19 protein-coding genes are annotated in these 18,591 nt (G+C 58.8%); 18 read left to right on the top strand and 1 reads right to left on the bottom strand.

Annotated features, from left to right (window positions below; translation table 11 throughout):
- Position 1: 1 nt before the first annotated feature.
- From rseP to H6A20_RS04330, 6 genes are all read left to right on the top strand, one after another.
- On the top strand, positions 2–1,033 hold the full coding sequence (gene rseP / locus H6A20_RS04305) for an RIP metalloprotease RseP (protein WP_204905937.1): 1,032 nt from the start codon (positions 2–4) through the stop codon (positions 1,031–1,033).
- A gap of 279 nt (positions 1,034–1,312) precedes the next feature.
- The gene (locus H6A20_RS04310) at positions 1,313–2,752 is read left to right on the top strand and encodes an acyl-CoA carboxylase subunit beta (protein ID WP_204905938.1); all 1,440 of its coding nucleotides are present in this window, start codon (positions 1,313–1,315) and stop codon (positions 2,750–2,752) included.
- A 14-nt stretch (positions 2,753–2,766) separates the two neighbouring features.
- A complete protein-coding gene (locus H6A20_RS04315; protein ID WP_243426122.1) occupies positions 2,767–3,570 on the top strand; it encodes an OadG family transporter subunit in 804 nt (267 codons plus the stop codon).
- Between the two features lie 21 nt (positions 3,571–3,591).
- Positions 3,592–3,972, top strand: a complete 381-nt coding sequence (locus tag H6A20_RS04320; protein WP_204905939.1) for a biotin/lipoyl-containing protein — start codon at positions 3,592–3,594, stop codon at positions 3,970–3,972.
- A gap of 54 nt (positions 3,973–4,026) precedes the next feature.
- Complete coding sequence (locus tag H6A20_RS04325) at positions 4,027–5,178, top strand: sodium ion-translocating decarboxylase subunit beta (protein ID WP_204905940.1); 1,152 nt, start codon at positions 4,027–4,029, stop codon at positions 5,176–5,178.
- Positions 5,179–5,216: 38 nt separating this feature from the next.
- Complete coding sequence (locus H6A20_RS04330; protein ID WP_204905941.1) at positions 5,217–6,632, top strand: oxaloacetate decarboxylase subunit alpha; 1,416 nt, start codon at positions 5,217–5,219, stop codon at positions 6,630–6,632.
- Between the two features lie 86 nt (positions 6,633–6,718).
- Here the strand turns inward: H6A20_RS04330 and H6A20_RS04335 are convergent, their stop codons facing one another.
- Positions 6,719–7,960 carry a peptidoglycan-binding protein gene (locus H6A20_RS04335; RefSeq protein ID WP_204905942.1) on the bottom strand — a complete coding sequence of 414 codons (1,242 nt, stop codon included), beginning with the start codon at positions 7,958–7,960 and terminating at the stop codon, positions 6,719–6,721.
- 267 nt (positions 7,961–8,227) lie between these two features.
- On the opposite strand from H6A20_RS04335, the gene H6A20_RS04340 reads away from it, so the two are divergent.
- From H6A20_RS04340 to H6A20_RS04395, 12 genes are all read left to right on the top strand, one after another.
- On the top strand, positions 8,228–9,298 hold the full coding sequence (locus H6A20_RS04340) for a carbamoyl phosphate synthase small subunit (RefSeq protein WP_204905943.1): 1,071 nt from the start codon (positions 8,228–8,230) through the stop codon (positions 9,296–9,298).
- Positions 9,298–12,495: a carbamoyl-phosphate synthase large subunit gene (gene carB, locus H6A20_RS04345; RefSeq protein WP_204905944.1), complete on the top strand. Its 3,198-nt coding sequence runs from the start codon at positions 9,298–9,300 to the stop codon at positions 12,493–12,495. Before H6A20_RS04340 ends, carB begins: the two co-directional genes overlap by 1 nt.
- Positions 12,496–12,669: 174 nt before the next feature.
- Positions 12,670–13,344 (top strand): response regulator transcription factor, encoded by a 675-nt coding sequence (locus H6A20_RS04350; RefSeq protein WP_204905945.1) that lies wholly within the window; start codon positions 12,670–12,672, stop codon positions 13,342–13,344.
- Entirely contained in the window at positions 13,341–14,360 is a 1,020-nt protein-coding gene (locus H6A20_RS04355) for a sensor histidine kinase (RefSeq protein ID WP_204905946.1), read from the top strand. The genes H6A20_RS04350 and H6A20_RS04355 overlap by 4 nt, the downstream gene beginning before the upstream one ends.
- Positions 14,361–14,376: 16 nt before the next feature.
- A complete protein-coding gene (locus H6A20_RS04360; protein WP_204905947.1) occupies positions 14,377–14,625 on the top strand; it encodes a hypothetical protein in 249 nt (82 codons plus the stop codon).
- A gap of 81 nt (positions 14,626–14,706) precedes the next feature.
- Positions 14,707–15,234 (top strand): helix-turn-helix domain-containing protein, encoded by a 528-nt coding sequence (locus H6A20_RS04365; protein WP_204905948.1) that lies wholly within the window; start codon positions 14,707–14,709, stop codon positions 15,232–15,234.
- A 36-nt stretch (positions 15,235–15,270) separates the two neighbouring features.
- The gene (locus H6A20_RS04370; RefSeq protein ID WP_204905949.1) at positions 15,271–15,423 is read left to right on the top strand and encodes a hypothetical protein; all 153 of its coding nucleotides are present in this window, start codon (positions 15,271–15,273) and stop codon (positions 15,421–15,423) included.
- A gap of 12 nt (positions 15,424–15,435) precedes the next feature.
- Positions 15,436–15,585, top strand: a complete 150-nt coding sequence (locus tag H6A20_RS04375; RefSeq protein WP_204905950.1) for a hypothetical protein — start codon at positions 15,436–15,438, stop codon at positions 15,583–15,585.
- 19 nt (positions 15,586–15,604) lie between these two features.
- Positions 15,605–16,207, top strand: coding sequence for a GNAT family N-acetyltransferase (locus tag H6A20_RS04380; protein WP_204905951.1), 603 nt, complete (start codon positions 15,605–15,607; stop codon positions 16,205–16,207).
- Complete coding sequence (locus H6A20_RS04385; protein ID WP_207750369.1) at positions 16,194–17,069, top strand: MBL fold metallo-hydrolase; 876 nt, start codon at positions 16,194–16,196, stop codon at positions 17,067–17,069. The genes H6A20_RS04380 and H6A20_RS04385 overlap by 14 nt, the downstream gene beginning before the upstream one ends.
- Before the next feature lie 62 nt (positions 17,070–17,131).
- Positions 17,132–17,836 carry a polysaccharide deacetylase family protein gene (locus H6A20_RS04390; protein ID WP_243426124.1) on the top strand — a complete coding sequence of 235 codons (705 nt, stop codon included), beginning with the start codon at positions 17,132–17,134 and terminating at the stop codon, positions 17,834–17,836.
- A 25-nt stretch (positions 17,837–17,861) separates the two neighbouring features.
- Positions 17,862–18,590, top strand: coding sequence for a tRNA threonylcarbamoyladenosine dehydratase (locus tag H6A20_RS04395; protein ID WP_338106580.1), 729 nt, complete (start codon positions 17,862–17,864; stop codon positions 18,588–18,590).
- Position 18,591: the final 1 nt, after the last annotated feature.

Below are 18,591 nucleotides of genomic sequence, written 5' to 3' on the forward strand. Positions count from 1 at the left end.
CTTGGGTATCATCATAGCAATCCTGATCTTCAGCTTTATCATCTTTTTCCACGAGCTGGGGCATTTCACCCTGGCGAAGCTGAACCACATCGATGTGCAGGAGTTTTCCGTCGGCATGGGGCCGGCCATCTTTACGAAAGAGCACCGGGGGACGCTGTACGCGGTCCGGATCCTGCCCATCGGCGGATACTGCGCCATGGGGGAGGACGACGAGGCGACGGATTCCCCGTCGAATTTCAACAACAAATCCGTGTGGGCCCGCATATCCGTCATAGCGGCAGGCCCCGTCTTTAACTTCATCCTGGCTTTTGCCTGCGCGGTCGTCCTCGTGGCCATGGCGGGGTATGACCAGCCGGTGGCAGGCGGGGTGGACGAAGGCTATCCGGCCTATGAGGCGGGCATGCGTCCCGGCGACCGGATCGTGGAGATGAACGGAAAGAACATCCATCTGTTCAAGGAAGTGCAGGTGTACAATCAGTTCCATCAGGGCGAGACAGTGGAGCTGACGTATGAGCGGGACGGCAGGCAGTACACAGCCGATGTGACCCCTCTCTTTGACGAGGAGCTGCAGTATTACAGGCTGGGCATCACCAGCAGCGGCTACACGGCGGCCACGCCGCTGACAGCCCTTGAGTACGGCGCGTACGAGGTGAAATACTGGATCGACACAACGCTTCTGAGCCTGAAGATGCTGGTGACCGGGCGGGTGGGCGTTGACCAGCTCTCGGGGCCGGTGGGGATCGTGGACGTGGTGGACGACACCTACCAGGAGGCTAAGACCTACGGGACGGCTACCGTGGCTGTCAATATGCTGAACATCGCCATCCTGATCTCCGCCAACCTGGGCGTCATGAACCTTTTGCCCCTGCCGGCGCTGGACGGGGGACGGCTCGTGTTCCTGGCCGTGGAGGCGGTGCGCAGGAAACGGATCCCGCCGGAGAAGGAGGGCTACGTCCACTTTGCCGGGATTGTGCTTCTGATGGCCCTGATGGTGGTGGTCATGTTCAACGACATACAGAGAGTTTTCTTTTAGGGAAGGCCTTGTTGGGGCGGCTTCTCCGCAGAAAAAAGCGGAGAGGCTGCCCCTTTTTCATGCCGGCGGCGGGCCGGATGCCGGGCTTGGACAAAGGCCTTGCCAATTATTTAACAAAAATGGGAAAAACAGTTGAATTAGACGATAAAAAACCGTATAATATAATCGGCTGAAAATTTGGTTTGACTTTTTGCAATTGTCTAACATATGCAAACCTCTTCTGCGAGAGGGTGAGAGTAAAACCTTATTGAATATTTTAAGAAAATGGAGGGCTAGGTTATGAGCAACATGGCAACAGAAAGTGCAGCAAGCCGCAGAATCACTTCTCTGCTTGATGCAGGCAGCTTTGTTGAGATCGGCGCCGGCGTGACAGCCAGATCCACTGATTTCAACATGCAGGAAACAAAAACTCCGGGAGACGGCGTCGTTACCGGATACGGAGTGATCGACGGCAATCTCGTCTACGTCTACAGCCAGGACGCGTCCGTGCTGGGCGGTTCCATGGGCGAGATGCATGCAAAGAAGATCGCCGCTGTCTACGACATGGCGATGAAGATGGGCGCTCCTGTGATCGGTCTTGTGGACTGTGCAGGTTTCCGGCTCCAGGAGGCGACAGACGCGCTTGACGCATTCGGACAGCTCTATCTGAAGCAGGCGATGGCTTCCGGCGTTGTTCCCCAGATCACAGCGGTCTTCGGAAACTGCGGCGGCGGGCTGGCTACGATGGCAGCGCTGACAGACTTCACATTCATGGAGGGAAAGAACGCGAAACTGTTCGTGAACTCCCCCAACGCCATCCCGGGCAATACGGCCCAGAAGTGCGACACCGCTTCCGCGGCATTCCAGAGTGAGTCCGCAGGTCTTGTGGACGAAGTGGGAACAGAGGAGGAGATCCTGGCGGATATCCGGACGCTGATCTGCATGCTTCCCTGCAACAACGAGGAGGACGCCTCCTACGATGAGTGCACGGACGACCTGAACCGCCTCTGCGACGGCATCGAGAATGCGGCGGAGGATACAGCCATCGCGCTGGCGCAGATCTCCGACAACGGCGTTGTGTTCGAGACGAAGAAGGACTACGCGAAGGATATGGTCACGGCTTTCATCCGCCTCAACGGCATGACGGTGGGCGCAGTTGCCAACCGCTCCAAAGTGTATGATGAGAACGCGGAGGTCAAAGAGGAGTTCGACGGCTCCCTGTCTACGGCCGGAGCCCGCAAGGCAGCTCAGTTCGTGAAGTTCTGCGACGCGTTCAACATCCCGGTCCTCACCCTTACCAATGTGACGGGATTTGACGCCTCCAAGTGCGCGGAGAGAAACCTCGCAAGGGAGACGGCAAAACTGATCTACGCCTTTGCGGACGCCACTGTCCCGAAGGTGAACGTGATCATCGGCAAGGCGTACGGAAGCGCCTATGTGGCGATGAACAGCAAGTCCCTCGGCGCGGATATGGTCTATGCGTGGCCGGATGCCGAGATCGGCATGATGGACGCGGACCTGGCGGCCCGGATCATGTACGCGGACGCGGACAGGGCGGCGCAGAAGGAGAAGGCAGCCCAGTACAGGGATCTGCAGTCCAGCCCGGCCTGCGCAGCGGGACGCGGCTATGTGGATGCAGTCATCAGCCCGGCCGAGACACGCAAGTATATCATCGGGGCATTTGAGATGCTCTTCACAAAGAGAGAGGATCGTCCGGCAAAGAAACATGGAACGGTTTAGTGAGGTGAGACAAATTGAAGAGAAAAATTAGCTTAATCATGTGCATGCTCGCAGTTGTGTTCGCCCTGGCAGGATGCAGTGGTCAGGACTCCGGCGTCGAGTACGACGAGGCAGTCATCGGAGAGGCCACAGAGTTCCTTGTTTCCTATTGCTCCACTGTGGACGATGCGACGGTCGAGCAGTGGAACAGCCTGTCTGACGAGCAGCTGGAGATCCAGATGGCCCAGTCCGGCTATCCCTTTACGGCGGACAGCTTCCTCGGCTCCATGGATGCATGGAAGGCCGGCGTAGAGGAGTGCGGCGCATATCTGGGACACGACGAGTTCACGTACGAGGCGACCCAGACCCAGCTCTCCGCCACCACGACAGCGCAGTTCGAGGACAGGGACGCGGATCTGGAGATCATCTACAAGGCGGACGTGCGGGGCAACCTGCACCTGGACAGCCTGACAGTGAGCGGCAAGTACACTATGGGCGAGATCCTTGGAAAGGCAGGACTGAACACACTTCTTGGCATGGGAACCGTGTTTGTGGTACTGATCATCATCAGCGTGATCATCTCCCTGCTGAAGTATATCCCGAAGTTTCTGGAGTCGTTCTCCAGGAAGGAAAAACCACAGGCAGCCCCGGCAGCGGCCCCGGCTCCGGCAGCAGCTCCGGCCCCGGCTCCTGCGCAGGAGGAAGAGGAACTGGCCGGCGATGAGGAGCTTGTGGCAGTCATGGCAGCAGCTATCGCGGCAGCAGAGGAAATTCCGGCGGACGGCTTCGTCGTGCGAAGCATCAGACGCCGCAGATCAAATAAATGGAATAGAGCATAACCGGATCAGGAGGATATGAAAATGAAAAATTACACGATCACAGTAAATGGAAATGTATATGACGTAACGGTTGAAGAGAAGGCAGCAGGCGCAGCGCCCGCAGCGGCACCCGCACCGAAGGCGGCGGCTCCGGCGCCCAAGGCTCCGGCGGCAGCTCCCGCACCGGCTCCCAAGGCGGCAGGCGCAGGCTCCATCGAGGTGAAGGCAGGCGCGGCCGGCAAGGTATTTAAGATCGAGAAGAACGTGGGCGAGAGCGTGAAGCGCGGCGACGCAGTCATCATTATCGAGGCCATGAAGATGGAGATCCCGATCGTGGCTCCTGAGGACGGAACAGTAGCCAGCGTGGACGTGGCAGTAGGCGACGCCGTAGAGGCGGGCGCAGTGCTGGCCACACTGAACTAGACGGCAGGAACCGTCTGGTTCGGAAACTTTTGAAACACGACTGGAGGTTAGAAAATGGATTATATAGTAACAACATTGGGAAACCTCGTGCAGCAGACCGCGTTCCTCAACCTGACGTGGGGGAACCTCGTTATGATCGCTGTCGCGTGCTTTTTCCTGTATCTTGCAATCAAACATGGATTTGAACCTCTGCTGCTCGTGCCCATCGCTTTCGGTATGCTGCTTGTCAATATCTATCCGGATATCATGCTGCACGCCGAGGACGCGGCCAACGGCACAGGAGGTCTCCTTTACTACTTCTATGTGCTGGACGAGTGGTCCATCCTTCCGTCACTGATCTTCCTCGGCGTGGGAGCCATGACGGACTTCGGACCCCTGATCGCCAACCCGAAGAGCTTTCTTCTTGGTGCGGCGGCCCAGTTCGGTATCTTTGCGGCTTACCTGGGCGCGATGGCCATGGGCTTCTCTGACAAGGCGGCGGCAGCCATCGCCATCATCGGCGGCGCAGACGGACCGACGTCCATCTTCCTCGCCGGCAAGCTGCAGCAGACGGCCATCCTCGGCCCCATCGCCGTGGCGGCCTACTCCTACATGGCCCTTGTGCCGATCATCCAGCCGCCGGTTATGAAGCTTTTGACAACGGAGAAGGAGAGAAGGATCAAGATGGAGCAGCTCCGGCCCGTATCCAAGCTGGAGAGGATCCTCTTCCCCATCATCGTGACCATCGTGGTATGTATGATCCTTCCCACCACAGCGCCCCTGGTTGGTATGCTCATGCTGGGCAACCTGTTCCGTGAGTGCGGCGTGGTGCGGCAGTTGACAGAGACGGCGTCCAACGCACTGATGTACATCGTTGTTATCCTGCTTGGCACATCCGTGGGCGCCACCACAAGCGCGGAGGCGTTCCTGAACACAGATACGCTGAAGATCGTGGCCCTCGGACTGATCGCATTTGTATTCGGTACAGCGGCAGGCGTACTGCTTGGCAAAGTTATGTGCGCTCTTACCGGAGGAAAGGTCAACCCGCTGATCGGTTCGGCCGGCGTGTCCGCCGTGCCTATGGCGGCCAGGGTATCACAGAAGGTCGGCGCGGAGTACGATCCCACCAACTTCCTTCTGATGCATGCCATGGGACCGAACGTGGCCGGCGTCATCGGAACAGCGGTCGTGGCCGGAACCTTTATGGCGATTTTCGGCGTCATGTAAGCGGCGCAGTGATATAGAATAAAATGGAGGAAGAAATCATGGCAGAAATTGAGAAAAAACCAGTAAAAATAACAGAGACCATCCTGCGTGACGCGCACCAGTCTCTGATCGCCACCCGTATGACAACAGAGCAGATGCTGCCGATCATCGACAAGATGGACAAAGTCGGCTACCACTCTGTAGAGTGCTGGGGCGGCGCCACCTTCGATGCATCCCTTCGTTTCCTGAAGGAGGATCCGTGGGACAGGCTCCGCAAGTTCCGCGACGGCTTCAAGAACACAAAGCTGCAGATGCTCTTCAGAGGACAGAACATCCTCGGCTACCGTCCGTACGCGGACGACGTGGTGGAGTACTTTGTACAGAAATCCGTTGCAAACGGCATTGACATCATCCGCATCTTCGACTGCCTGAACGATCTGCGCAACCTGCAGACAGCGGTCAAGGCAGCAAACAAAGAGAAGGCGGACGCACAGGTGGCCCTGTCCTACACGATCGGCGACGCCTACACCCTGGAGTACTGGGTGGACATCGCAAAGAGGATCGAGGACATGGGAGCCAACTCCATCTGCATCAAGGATATGGCCGGCCTGCTCCTGCCGTACCAGGCGACAGAGCTGATCACGGCTATGAAAGAGGCGGTGGATCTGCCGATCCAGCTTCACACCCACTACACATCCGGCGTGGCGTCCATGACGTACCTGAAGGCCGTGGAGGCGGGCGTGGATGTCATCGACACCGCCATGTCACCCTTCGCACTTGGCACATCCCAGCCGGCTACAGAGGTTATGGTGGAGACCTTCAAGGGCACGCCCTATGACACCGGACTGGACCAGAAGCTGCTGGCAGAGATCGCGGACTACTTCCGTCCGATCCGGGACGAGGCGCTGGAGAGCGGACTCCTCAACCCGAAGAACCTGGGCGTGAACATCAAGACGCTCCTCTACCAGGTACCCGGCGGCATGCTTTCCAACCTGACGAGCCAGCTCAAGGAGCAGGGCGCGGAGGACAAGTACTACGAAGTGCTTGAGGAAGTGCCGAGAGTCCGCAAGGATCTGGGCGAGCCGCCGCTTGTGACACCGTCCTCCCAGATCGTGGGCACGCAGGCCGTGTTCAACGTGCTGATGGGCGAGCGCTACAAGATGGCCACCAAGGAAACGAAGGATGTCTTAAGCGGCAAGTACGGCGCGACTGTAAAGCCCTTCAATCCGGATGTGGTTAAGAAGGTGCTGGGCGATGATCCTGAGGTCATCACCTGCCGTCCGGCGGACCTGATCCCGGACGAGCTGGATACACTCCGCAAAGAGTGCGAGCAGTGGATCCAGCAGGACGAGGACGTGCTGACATACGCCCTCTTCCCGCAGGTAGCGACAGACTTCTTCAAATACCGCGAGGCGCAGCAGACGAAGATCGATCCGACTGTGGCTGACACGGAAAACGGAAGCTATCCGGTATAGGATTGCTCTGATAGAGAAAAGCGGACAGACCGCGGCTTTGCGCCGCGGGATGCCCGCTTTTCTTTTTGTCCGGGAAACGGCCCCTCCTAAGTCAGTTCCGCGATGCGGGAGACGCCCACATAGATTTCGGAGATCTTATACCAGGTCGGGTAGTCTGTCACGCCGGTCCGGGGCAGGCCGAAGACGCCCTGGAAGCGGCGCACCGCATCTGCCGTGGCCGGCCCGTAGATCCCGTCTGCCGTGAGCTTCGGGAGGGCCGGGTAGGCGCCTGCGATGGCAGTAAGCTGCTCCTGGAGCTGCCGCACCTTGTCGCCGGTGGATCCCTCCTCCAGGTCATAGCCGGGCCAGGAGGAGGGAATGCCGGAGATGGCTTCCGCCGTGTTGATGTAGAGGTCATCCCCGTAGTAATAGCGCAGGATCCGGATGGCGCTGTAGCCCTGGTCGCCCAGGGACTTGGATCCCCACTGCGTCATCCAGCCGGCGCACTGGACCTGGCGGCCGTCGCAGTACTGGGTCAGGATGGGCTGGCGCACATTGGGGCGGGAGAGATAGTCCGCGAAGAGTTCATCCACGACAGAGGAGATCGTATCGTAGATGTTCCGCTCCGGGATCCACTTGTGGTCAAAGGCGGTGGAGGATGTGATGGTAAAGTCGTAGCCCTGGTTCCGGTACCATTCCGTGTAGACCCGGTTCAGGGTGAAGGACATGATGGCCAGCACATTGGCCCGGATGGTGTTCTCGGGCCAGGTGGCGTAGATCTCGCTGGAGGCCACGTTCTTGATGTAATCCTTGTATTTCACATAGTAGTTTCGGGCGGTGCTGTCCCGGGGACTCCCGTCGTGGACGACGATGTATTCGGGCACCACGACCCGGCTTAAGACGATCTCCCCGGTCTCGCTGACCGGTTTGATCTCATCTTCGGGGATCTTGGGCGGGTAGTTGCCGTAGAGGGTGTGGGCGGGGATAACGAACCGTTCCTCACCCTCCGTGTCAGGCCCGGCCGGGCGCATGCGTATGTTCTGGATGGCGGTGACGCCGGAGAGGATCTCGGCGCCGGCGATGCTGACGGGTTCCATGCCGGGGGCCTCGGCCAGGATGGTGTACTCGGCGTAAGGCTGTTCCTCGGCCGTCTCCTCCAGGCTGTATTCCTCCGGCGGGGCGTCAAGCGCCAGCGTGTCGGTCTGCCCGGAACTGTCGGTTGTAACTTCTTCGAGAACAGAGTCCGGAACACCTGTGTAGGAGATGCGGACGCGGGCGTCCGCAACCGGGAATCCGCTGCTCTCAGAAGTGATATGGATCTTCAGATTTCCTTTGGAAGGATCGTTCATAGAAAACCTCGCAGGCGAAAAGAAACGTTCTTATTGCCAGTATATGCGGCTGCCGGAGACGCGTGAAAAATTCTTTTTTATCGGTTGAAAATTGTCCCAATGTGTAGTATAATTTTTACAATTTGTGGAGACATGATTTGTCGCTGGGGAGAATTATTTTGGGCAGTTGTGCTTGCACACACTGCCTTTTTTATGGCAGGGACAGCCCTGTGCCCGGCGCAGGTCCTCTTCGCATGTTACAATTATATGAAGGGAAAAGGTGAATGAATGAAAGCGTTTCTTATTTTGGAAGACGGAACTGTCTTTACGGGAACCAGCATCGGATCCACGAGAGACATGATAAGCGAGATTGTATTTAATACCTCCATGACAGGCTACCTGGAGGTGCTGACTGACCCTTCTTACGCAGGACAGGCCGTAGTTATGACCTATCCATTGATTGGAAATTACGGAATTACTCCGGACATGGAGTCAAAGAAGGCATGGCCGGACGGTTACATCGTAAGAGAATTATCGAGAATGCCCAGCAACTTCCGCTGCGAGGGGTCGATCCAGGACTTCCTCAAAGAGCAGGATATTCCGGGGATCGCAGGCGTTGACACCCGCGCGCTCACGAAGATCCTCCGGGAGAAGGGCACCATGAACGGGATGATCACGACCAATGAGGACTATGACCTGGACGAGATCCTTCCGAAGCTCCACGCATACAAAGTCGGGGATGTGGTCTCCAAAGTGACATGCGAGGCTCCCTATATGCTGGAGGGAACAGGACCCAGGGTGGCGCTGATGGACTTTGGCGCCAAGAACAACATCGCGAAATCCCTCCACAGGAGAGGCTGCCAGGTGACGGTCTATCCGGCCGGCACTTCCGCGGAGGAGATCATCGCATCGAAGCCGGACGGCATCATGCTCTCCAACGGCCCTGGCGACCCGGAGACCTGCACGGAGATCATCGCCGAGATCCGGAAGCTCTATGAGACGGAGATCCCGATCTTTGCCATCTGCCTCGGCCATCAGCTTATGGCCCTCGCCAACGGGGCGAAGACCTACAAGCTGAAATACGGACACAGGGGCGGCAACCACCCGGTGAAGGACCTGACGAACAACAGGGTGTACATCTCCTCTCAGAACCACGGCTACGCAGTGGATGCGTCCACCATGGATCCGGCTGTGGCGCAGGAGGCTTTCGTCAATGTCAACGACGGCACGAACGAGGGGCTTTCCTACATCGGGAAAAACATTTTTACCGTGCAGTTCCATCCGGAAGCATGCCCGGGCCCCCAGGATTCCGGCTATCTGTTTGACAGGTTTATGGATATGATGAAAGGAGCAAACTAATGCCTAAAAATAAAGATATCAAAAAAGTACTGGTGATCGGATCCGGCCCGATCGTGATCGGACAGGCCGCGGAGTTTGACTATGCGGGAACCCAGGCGTGCCGTTCCCTGAAGGAGGAGGGCCTGGAGGTCGTGCTCCTCAACTCCAACCCGGCGACCATCATGACGGACAAGGATATCGCGGACCGCGTCTACATCGAGCCTCTGACCGTGGAGGTGGTGGAGCAGCTCATCCTGAAGGAGAAGCCGGACAGCGTCCTGCCGACGCTGGGCGGACAGGCTGCCCTGAACCTTGCCATGGAGCTGGAGGAGAACGGCTTCCTTAGGCGGAACAACGTGCGCCTCATCGGCACCACGTCCGAGACCATCAAGAAGGCGGAGGACCGCCTGGAGTTCAAGACCACGATGGAGAAGATCGGCGAGCCCTGCGCGCCCTCCCTTGTCGTGGAGAACGTGGAGGACGGCATTAAGTTTGCGGAGAAGATCGGGTATCCGGTCGTGCTGCGTCCGGCTTACACCCTGGGCGGCAGCGGCGGCGGCATCGCCCACGACCGGGAGCAGCTTGTGGAGATCCTGGAGAACGGCCTGCGTCTCTCCCGTGTGGGACAGGTGCTTGTGGAGCGCTGCATCGCAGGATGGAAAGAGATCGAGTACGAGGTGATGCGCGACGGCAACGGCAACTGCATCACGGTTTGTAATATGGAAAATATTGATCCGGTGGGCGTGCACACAGGCGACAGTATCGTCGTGGCTCCCTCCCAGACGCTGGGGGATAAGGAGTATCAGATGCTCCGCACATCAGCCCTGAACATCATCAGCGAGCTGAACATCACCGGTGGGTGCAACGTGCAGTACGCCCTGCACCCGGATACATTTGAGTACTGCGTCATCGAGGTAAACCCCCGTGTGAGCCGCTCTTCCGCGCTGGCCTCCAAGGCCACCGGCTACCCCATCGCCAAGGTGGCGGCCAAGATCGCCCTGGGCTACACGCTGGACGAGATCAAGAACGCGGTCACACAGAAGACGTACGCAAGCTTTGAGCCCATGCTGGACTACTGCGTGGTGAAGATGCCCCGCCTTCCCTTTGACAAGTTCATCAGCGCCAAGCGGACGCTGACGACGCAGATGAAGGCGACAGGCGAGGTTATGAGCATCTGCGACAACTTCGAGGGCGCCCTCATGAAGGCCATCCGCTCCCTGGAGCAGCATGTGGACAGCCTCATGTCCTACGATTTCAGCGCCCTCACAAGGGAGGAGCTCCTCGAGAGACTGGAGATCGTGGACGACCGCCGCATCTGGATGATCGCGGAGGCGCTGCGCAAAGGCATTTCCTACGATGAGATCTACAACATTACGAGAATAGACCGGTGGTTCATCGACAAGATCGCCCGCCTGGTGGAGATGGAGCAGACGCTGAAGACGACTCCTCTCTCAGCGGAGATCCTGAAGGAAGCCAAGAGGATGGAATTCCCGGACAATGTGATCGCCCGGCTGACCGGCAACACGGAGCGCCAGATCCATGAGATGCGCCACGAGTACGGCATCACAGCCGCCTACAAGATGGTGGATACATGCGCCGCTGAGTTCGCTGCGGCCACGCCCTACTACTACTCTGTGTACGGCAGCGAGAACGAGGTGGAGGAGACGCGCGGGCGCAAGAAAGTGCTCGTTCTTGGTTCCGGCCCCATCCGCATCGGCCAGGGGATCGAGTTCGACTTCTGTTCCGTGCACTGCACCTGGGCCTTCTCGAAGGAAGGGTATGAGACGATCATCGTCAACAACAACCCGGAGACAGTAAGTACGGACTTTGATATTGCTGACAAGCTGTATTTCGAGCCTCTCACGCCGGAGGACGTGGAGAGTATCGTAGACCTGGAGAAGCCGGACGGAGCAGTCGTGCAGTTCGGTGGACAGACGGCCATCAAGCTGACGGAGGCCCTCATGAAGATGGGCGTGCCCATCCTTGGCACATCTGCGGAGAACGTGGACGCAGCCGAGGACCGGGAACTCTTTGACGCGATCCTGGAGAAGTGCGGCATCCCGCGCCCCACAGGCGGCACGGTATTTACCGCTGAGGAGGCCAAGGAAGTGGCGAACCGCCTGGGTTACCCCGTGCTCGTGCGCCCGTCCTACGTGCTGGGCGGACAGGGCATGCAGATCGCCATCAACGACCACGACATTGACGAATTCATCGGCATCATCAACCGGATCGCCCAGGATCACCCGATCCTGGTAGACAAGTACCTGATGGGCAAAGAGATCGAGGTAGACGCCGTGTGCGACGGGGAGGACATCCTGATCCCGGGCATCATGGAGCATATCGAGAGAGCGGGCATCCACTCCGGAGACAGTATCTCCGTCTATCCGGCCCAGAGCATCTCTGAGAAGACGAAGCGGACCATCGAGGACTACACGAAGAAGCTGGCCCAGTCCCTGCACGTGATCGGACTGATCAACATCCAGTTCATCGTGTGCGGCGAGGATGTGTATGTGATCGAGGTGAACCCCCGGTCCAGCCGTACCGTTCCCTACATCAGCAAGGTGACGGGCATCCCCATCGTGCCGCTGGCAACGAAGGTCATCATCGGCCACAAGATCAGGGAGCTTGGCTACACGCCGGGGCTGCAGAAGGAGGCGGACTACTTCGCCATCAAGATGCCGGTCTTCTCCTTTGAGAAGATCCGCGGCGCTGACATCAGCCTGGGACCTGAGATGAAGTCCACAGGCGAGTGCCTGGGCATTGCAAAGACCTTTGACGAGGCGCTCTACAAGGCGTTCCTCGGCGCAGGCATCAAGCTGCCGAAGCACCGGAACATGATCATGACCGTCCGCGACGAGGACAAGGAGGAAGCAGTGGAGATCGGACGCCGGTTCGAGAAGATCGGCTACAAGATCTTTGCCACAAAGGGCACGGCTGAGGCCCTGAAGACCGGCGGGGTGAAGGCGATCCCGGTCAACAAGATCGAGCAGGAGTCGCCGAACCTGATGGACCTGATCCTGGGCCACAAGATCGATCTTGTCATCGATACGCCGCACCAGGGCGCGGACCGCTCCAGAGACGGGTTCGTCATCCGCAGGAACGCCATCGAGACAGGCGTCAATGTGCTGACAGCCATCGACACGGCGGAGGCGCTCATCACCAGTCTGGAGAACACGGATATCAAGAAGCTGACGCTGATCGATATCGCGACGATCTGATAGAGATATAGTAAAACTCCTATGCAGGAATGATACGGGTCTGACAGGCCATATCAAATGCATAGGAGTTTTTTGTTGTCTGAACCCGGCCTCCGAAGGGAAGCCCGGAAAATCTCCCCTACCCAATCCGGGGAAAATCATGTAAAATGTATAGGCATAAAGGAGGTTGGCAGTATGTACCGGATTTTGATCGTGGAGGACGACCGTACGATCGCAGAGACGCTGAAGCGTCATCTGGAGGGATGGGATTACGAGGTGACGGCGGCGGGGGATTTTAAGAATGTCATGTCTGAGTTCGCACAGGTACAGCCGGACCTGGTGCTTCTCGACATCGGCCTTCCTTTTTACAACGGATTCTACTGGTGCACCCAGATCCGCCAGGTGTCGGATGTGCCGGTCATCTTTATCTCCTCGGCGGGCGACAACATGAATATCGTCATGGCCATGAACATGGGCGGGGATGAATTTATTGAAAAGCCCTTTGACCTCCATGTGGTGACGGCCAAGGTGCAGGCCATGCTGCGGCGTGCCTATGCCTACCGGGGGACGGCCAACCTGATGGAGCACAAAGGCTGCGTTCTCAATCTCTCAGACGCCACGGTCACATGCCAGGGGCGCAAGGCGGAGCTCACAAAGAACGAGTTCCGCATTTTCCAGTGCCTGCTGGAAAACACGGGCAAGATCGTATCCAGGGACGAGCTCATTGCCCGCCTGTGGGAGAGCGACGCCTTTGTGGATGAGAATACCCTCACCGTGAATGTGGCGAGGCTGCGGAAAAAACTGGCGCAGATCGGCATGGAGCAGGCGGTTGTGACAAAGAAAGGCATTGGATATATGGTGGAAGCATGAGAACAGTTGGATATTATCTGAAGGAAAACTGGAAGCCGGTTGCCGTGTACGCGGGCATGGCGGCAGTCTTCTGGACCGTGGGCTCTCTCTACGGGGTCGACCCCGATGCCACCGGGTACGCCCTGCTCCTTGCAGGCGTGATCCTTCTGCTTAGCCTCTGCCCGGGCTTTTTCCGCTTCCTGCGAAAAGAGCGGGAGCTCAGGGAGACCGGAAGAAATATCGCCGGTGCGGATCCTGTGTTCCCGGCAGCGGGCACCCTTGCGGAGAAGCGGTATCAGGAGATGATCGGAACCCTGTTAGAACAGAGAAATCAGGAGAGGAGTGTGGCGCAGCAGACCCGGCAGGACAGCCTGGACTATTACAGCCTCTGGGCGCACCAGATCAAGACGCCCATCGCTGCCATGCGCCTGCTTTTGCAGGAGGAAGAAGGCCGGCGGCAGGGGAAGGACGGCTTTCTGCGGGGGATGGACAGGGAACTGTTCCGCACAGAGCAGTATGTGGAGATGGTCCTGAATTATCTGCGGATCGGGGATATGTCCCGGGATATGGTCCTTGCCTGGCATCCGCTGGACGACATGATCCGCCAGGCAGTGCGGAAATACTCGCGGCTCTTTATCATCCAGAAGCTGCGCCTTGATTTCCGGGAGACCGGGGCGACGGTGCTGACAGACGAAAAGTGGCTTGTCTTTGTCCTGGAACAGATCCTGTCCAATGCCCTGAAGTACACAAAGGAGGGATCCGTCTCCATCTATGCGGGGCCAAGCAAAGAGAACGGCGCCGTGCTGGTGATCGAAGATACCGGCATCGGGATCGCAAAGGAGGACCTGCCCCGGGTGTGCGAGCGGGGATTTACCGGATACAATGGCCGCGCCTACAAGAAATCTACCGGCATCGGCCTGTACCTGTGCCGGAGCGTGATGGATCATCTGGGACACGGGCTTCGCATCGAGTCGGAAGAAGGAAAAGGGACAAAAGTGCTGCTGGATCTTGGCAGGACGCCGGTGGAGCCGGAGTAGAGGAGGAGAGGAAACGGTGAAAGTAGAAAGACTGACTGCAAAGACAGAAGAAGGGTACACGGCAGCGGATATGGAGGCAGCCCTCCGACGTCTGGGGCGGCTGGAGGATCTCTACGAGGCCCTCTGTGCGGAACAGGAAAAGATCGCGGCAGACATGGAGCGCCTGTCGGAGGCAGGCAGGACGAAGAGCGCGACCTACCGCCAGCTCTTTGCCGGGAAATTCAATGTGACGAACCTGATCTCGCGGATGGAAATCTATATGTAGTCGGGCAGGCGCGTGTAAACGCGCCGTTGATTGACGCTGCAATACGGCTGTAGTATGCTTTCTCATAAGGAGGAAGTTGCGATGGATGCAAAAAAGACCGGACAATTGATCCAGCAGATGCGCAAAGAAAGAGGCATGACCCAGGCGGAACTGGCGGGCCGGCTCCGTGTGACAGACAAGGCAGTCAGCCGCTGGGAAAGGGGGATCGGCTGCCCGGATATCAGCCTGCTCGAGCCGCTGGCGGAGGCGTTGCATGTGACGGTGCTCGACATCCTGCGCGGCGAGCGGACGGAGGAAGAGGAGATCTCTGTCAGGGAGGCGGAAGATACACTCGCGGAGGCCGCCAGACTGGCAAAGAAGGAGAAGCAGACGGCGCTGCGCAGGGCGCTCCTTGCCGGTGCCGTGCTGCTGATCGGAGTCGCCATGCTTGTGTGCGGCATCACCTGGCGGCTGGCCATGCAGGAGGCGCTGGATCTGATCGCCGGCGCGGACGGCCCGTCCGCGGTCTTTGTGGCCTGGCCGGTCGTGCCCGGCATCCCGGTCGCGCTGGCGGTGGCCGGCGGTGTGCTGATCCTGGCTGCTGTGCTGTTTATGAAACCTAGAAAATAAGAAATACACCGGCATTCAAAGTGGTACCAGGCAGTTATGGATCTGGTTGTACAGGCAAACTGGGACAAGGTGAAGGAGGAGAAGGAAATGTGTGAGGCGTTAAAGGAATTGTTTGCAGATGAACTACAGGAATCGCTGGAATATGGCGAGGAGAGAAAACTTGTTTCGCAGATATGTATAAAATTATAAAAGAATAAAAGTGTGGCTGAAATCGCAGACGCCCTGGAGGAGCAGGAAGACAAAGTCCGGCAGGTCTGCGAAACAGCCGCCTGCTTTGCGCCGGACTATGATGTGGACGCTATCTGTGCCGCGCTGGCAGCAGCCGGCATGAATGCGAAGACAGAAAGCTAGAGAAGATGGGAGAGATTGGATGTTGAAAGACGATGTAACCCTCCGCGTTGCGCGGGAGGAAGACGCAGGGGAATTGCTGGCGATCTACGCGCCCTACGTGGAGAAGACGGCGGTTTCCTTCGAGTATGAGGCGCCCACCGTGGAGGAATTCCGGGGGCGCATCTGCCGTATCCGAAAGAGATATCCCTATCTCGTGGCGGAAGCCGGCGGTGAGATACTGGGCTATGCCTATGCATCCGCCTTCCACGAGAGGAAGGCCTTTGACCACGCGGTGGAGATGTCGGTCTACCTGCGGGAGGACAGAAGGCGCGGCGGCCTGGGAAGACGGCTTTACGAGGCGCTGGAGTGTATCCTGAAGGAACAGAATATCACAGATCTGTGCGCCTGGATCGCGGCGCCGGACGGGGACGATCCCTATCTGACCTGGGACAGCATCCGGTTTCACGAGCGGATGGGATATGAGACGGCAGGGGAGTTCAGGCGCTGCGGCTACAAATTCCACAGGTGGTACCATATGCGCTGGATGACTAAAAATATAGGCGGACACCTGGAACAGCAGCCGCCGGTGCTGCCCTTTGCGGCGATACGGGAAAGGATAGAAGAAAAATATGGGATTTCCTGACAGACGGATAAAGATCATCACCCTGATCGAGAATACACAGGGGCATCCGGAGTGCCGGGCCGAGCACGGGCTGAGCTTCTACATAGAGATGGGGGAGCGCCGGATCCTTATGGACACAGGCGCCAGCGATGCGTTTCTGACAAATGCAGGGAAGCTGGACGTGGATCTGGGCACGGTGGACACGGTAGTCTTAAGCCACGGCCATTACGACCACGGCGGCGGTCTGCCTGCGTTTGCAGCCCGGTATCCGGCGGCGCGGATCTACATGCAGAAATCGGCCTGCGGCAGCTTCTGGCATACTTACCCGGACCGGGAAGACCGCTGCATCGGCATCCGCCCGGAACTGGCGGACCTCCCCCAGTGCGTCCTGCTGGAGGGGGATGCCCGGATCGGCGACGGGATCGCCCTGTTCACGGACATCCGTGGGCGGCGGCTCTGGCCGGAGGGCAACCGGGAGCTGAAGCGCCGGGTGCGGGGCGCGTATGAGCAGGACACATACGAGCAGGACGATTTCCGGCATGAGCAGTGCCTGGTCCTGGAGGCCGGCAGCTTCCATGTGCTGCTGTCCGGCTGCGCGCACAACGGAGTGCTGAATATCCTGGACCGGTACCGCGGGCTGTACGGCAGATGGCCGGATGTGCTGATCAGCGGCTTCCACATGAAAAAAGACGTTTACAGCGGAGCGGACCTTGCTGATATCAGGAAGACAGCGCAGGAGCTGAAGGAGACGAAGGTTCTCTGCTGGACCGGCCACTGCACCGGCCAGCGGGCCTTCGAGGAGATGAAGGAGATCCTCGGGGATCAGCTCCGGGCGATCCACACAGGCGGGGTGCTCCTGGATACGGGGGACATGCGGCTGTAGCGCATGTTTTGCTTCCCGCGCTCATATACATCAGAGAGCAGATGAAACAGGGGAAAGAAAAGATGAGAGCTCCGGGGAAAAAGGCAGTCTTTCTTGCGTATGCGGCTATGCTCCTCTTCCCCCTTCTTTCCTGCGCCTGGCGGCAGCAGTCGGCCGGCGCCGCGTCGCTTCCGGCAGGGGGTACGGCGGGCGCGCGGGAGGATGCGGGGGATGTCCGGAAGATCGCGCTGACATTTGACGACGGGCCTCACCCCCGGTGGACGCCCAGGCTTCTTGACGGGCTCAGGGAGCGGGACGTGCAGGCTACGTTTTTCCTTATCGGCATGTATGCGGCGCAGTATCCGCAGATCGTGGAGCGGATGGACCGGGAGGGACATCTCATCGGCAACCATACGTATCACCATGTGCGGCTGGATCAGGAAGATGCTAAGGAGATGCGCCGGGAGATCCGGGATACAGACCAGGCGATCTACCTCATCACCGGGAAGCACACGGACTATGTGCGGCCTCCCTTCGGCGTTTGGAACGAGGAACTGGGGGAGGAGATGGAGGTGCTGCCCATCCTGTGGACCATCGACCCGCTGGACTGGACGACGCAGGATGTGGGCGGGATCGTGGAAAAAGTAGTGACGCAGGCGCAGGATGGTGCTATGATCTTATTACATGACTGCTACGGATCCTCCGTGGAGGCGGCGCTGGAGATCGTCGATATCCTGAAGGGGCAGGGTTTCTCCTTCGTGACGGCGGAGGAACTGGTGCTCCCCTGAGGGCGCGGGCAGGAAGAGACAGGAGATGGAAGGACAGATGGGGAAGGAATTTGCAAGAACCGGGCTTCTCATCGGGGAGGAGAAGCTCGCGAAGATAAGAGAGGCGTCGGTGCTGGTGCTGGGCGTGGGGGGCGTGGGCTCCCACTGCATCGAGGCGCTGGCGCGGGCGGGCGTCGGGCGGCTGATCCTGGTGGACAACGACCGGGTGTCCGAGACAAACATCAACCGGCAGTCCATCGCCTTTCACAGCACGGTGGGCCGGTACAAGACAGAGGTCATGCGGGAGAGGATCCGGGATATCTGCCCGGAGACAGAGGTGACCACCTTTGAGATGTTCGTCCTGGAGGACAACCTGGATGTGCTGTTTGCGCAAAGGCCGGACTATATCGTGGACGCCATTGACACGGTCACAGCCAAGCTGGCGGTGATCAGCCGGGCTGCGGTGGAGGGGATCCCCATCATAAGCTGCATGGGGACCGGCAACAAGCTCCACGGGGAGCAGTTCGAGATCGACGACATCAGCCGGACAAGCGTGTGCCCCCTGTGCAAGGTGATGCGCCGGGAGCTGAAGAAGCGGGGGATCGGGCATGTGAAAGTGCTCTACTCAAAGGAAAAGCCGGTGGACACGGCCGGGAGGGACACCGGGGAGGACAAAGGGCAGAGGAGGAGCCTGCCGGGGAGCATCTCCTTCGTCCCGCCTGTGGCGGGGCTTCTCATTGCGGGGGAGACCGTGCGGGATCTGGCAGGATTATAGG

Origin of the sequence: Mordavella massiliensis (assembly GCF_016901695.1) — a bacterium.
GTDB lineage: Bacteria > Bacillota > Clostridia > Lachnospirales > Lachnospiraceae > Claveliimonas > Claveliimonas massiliensis_A.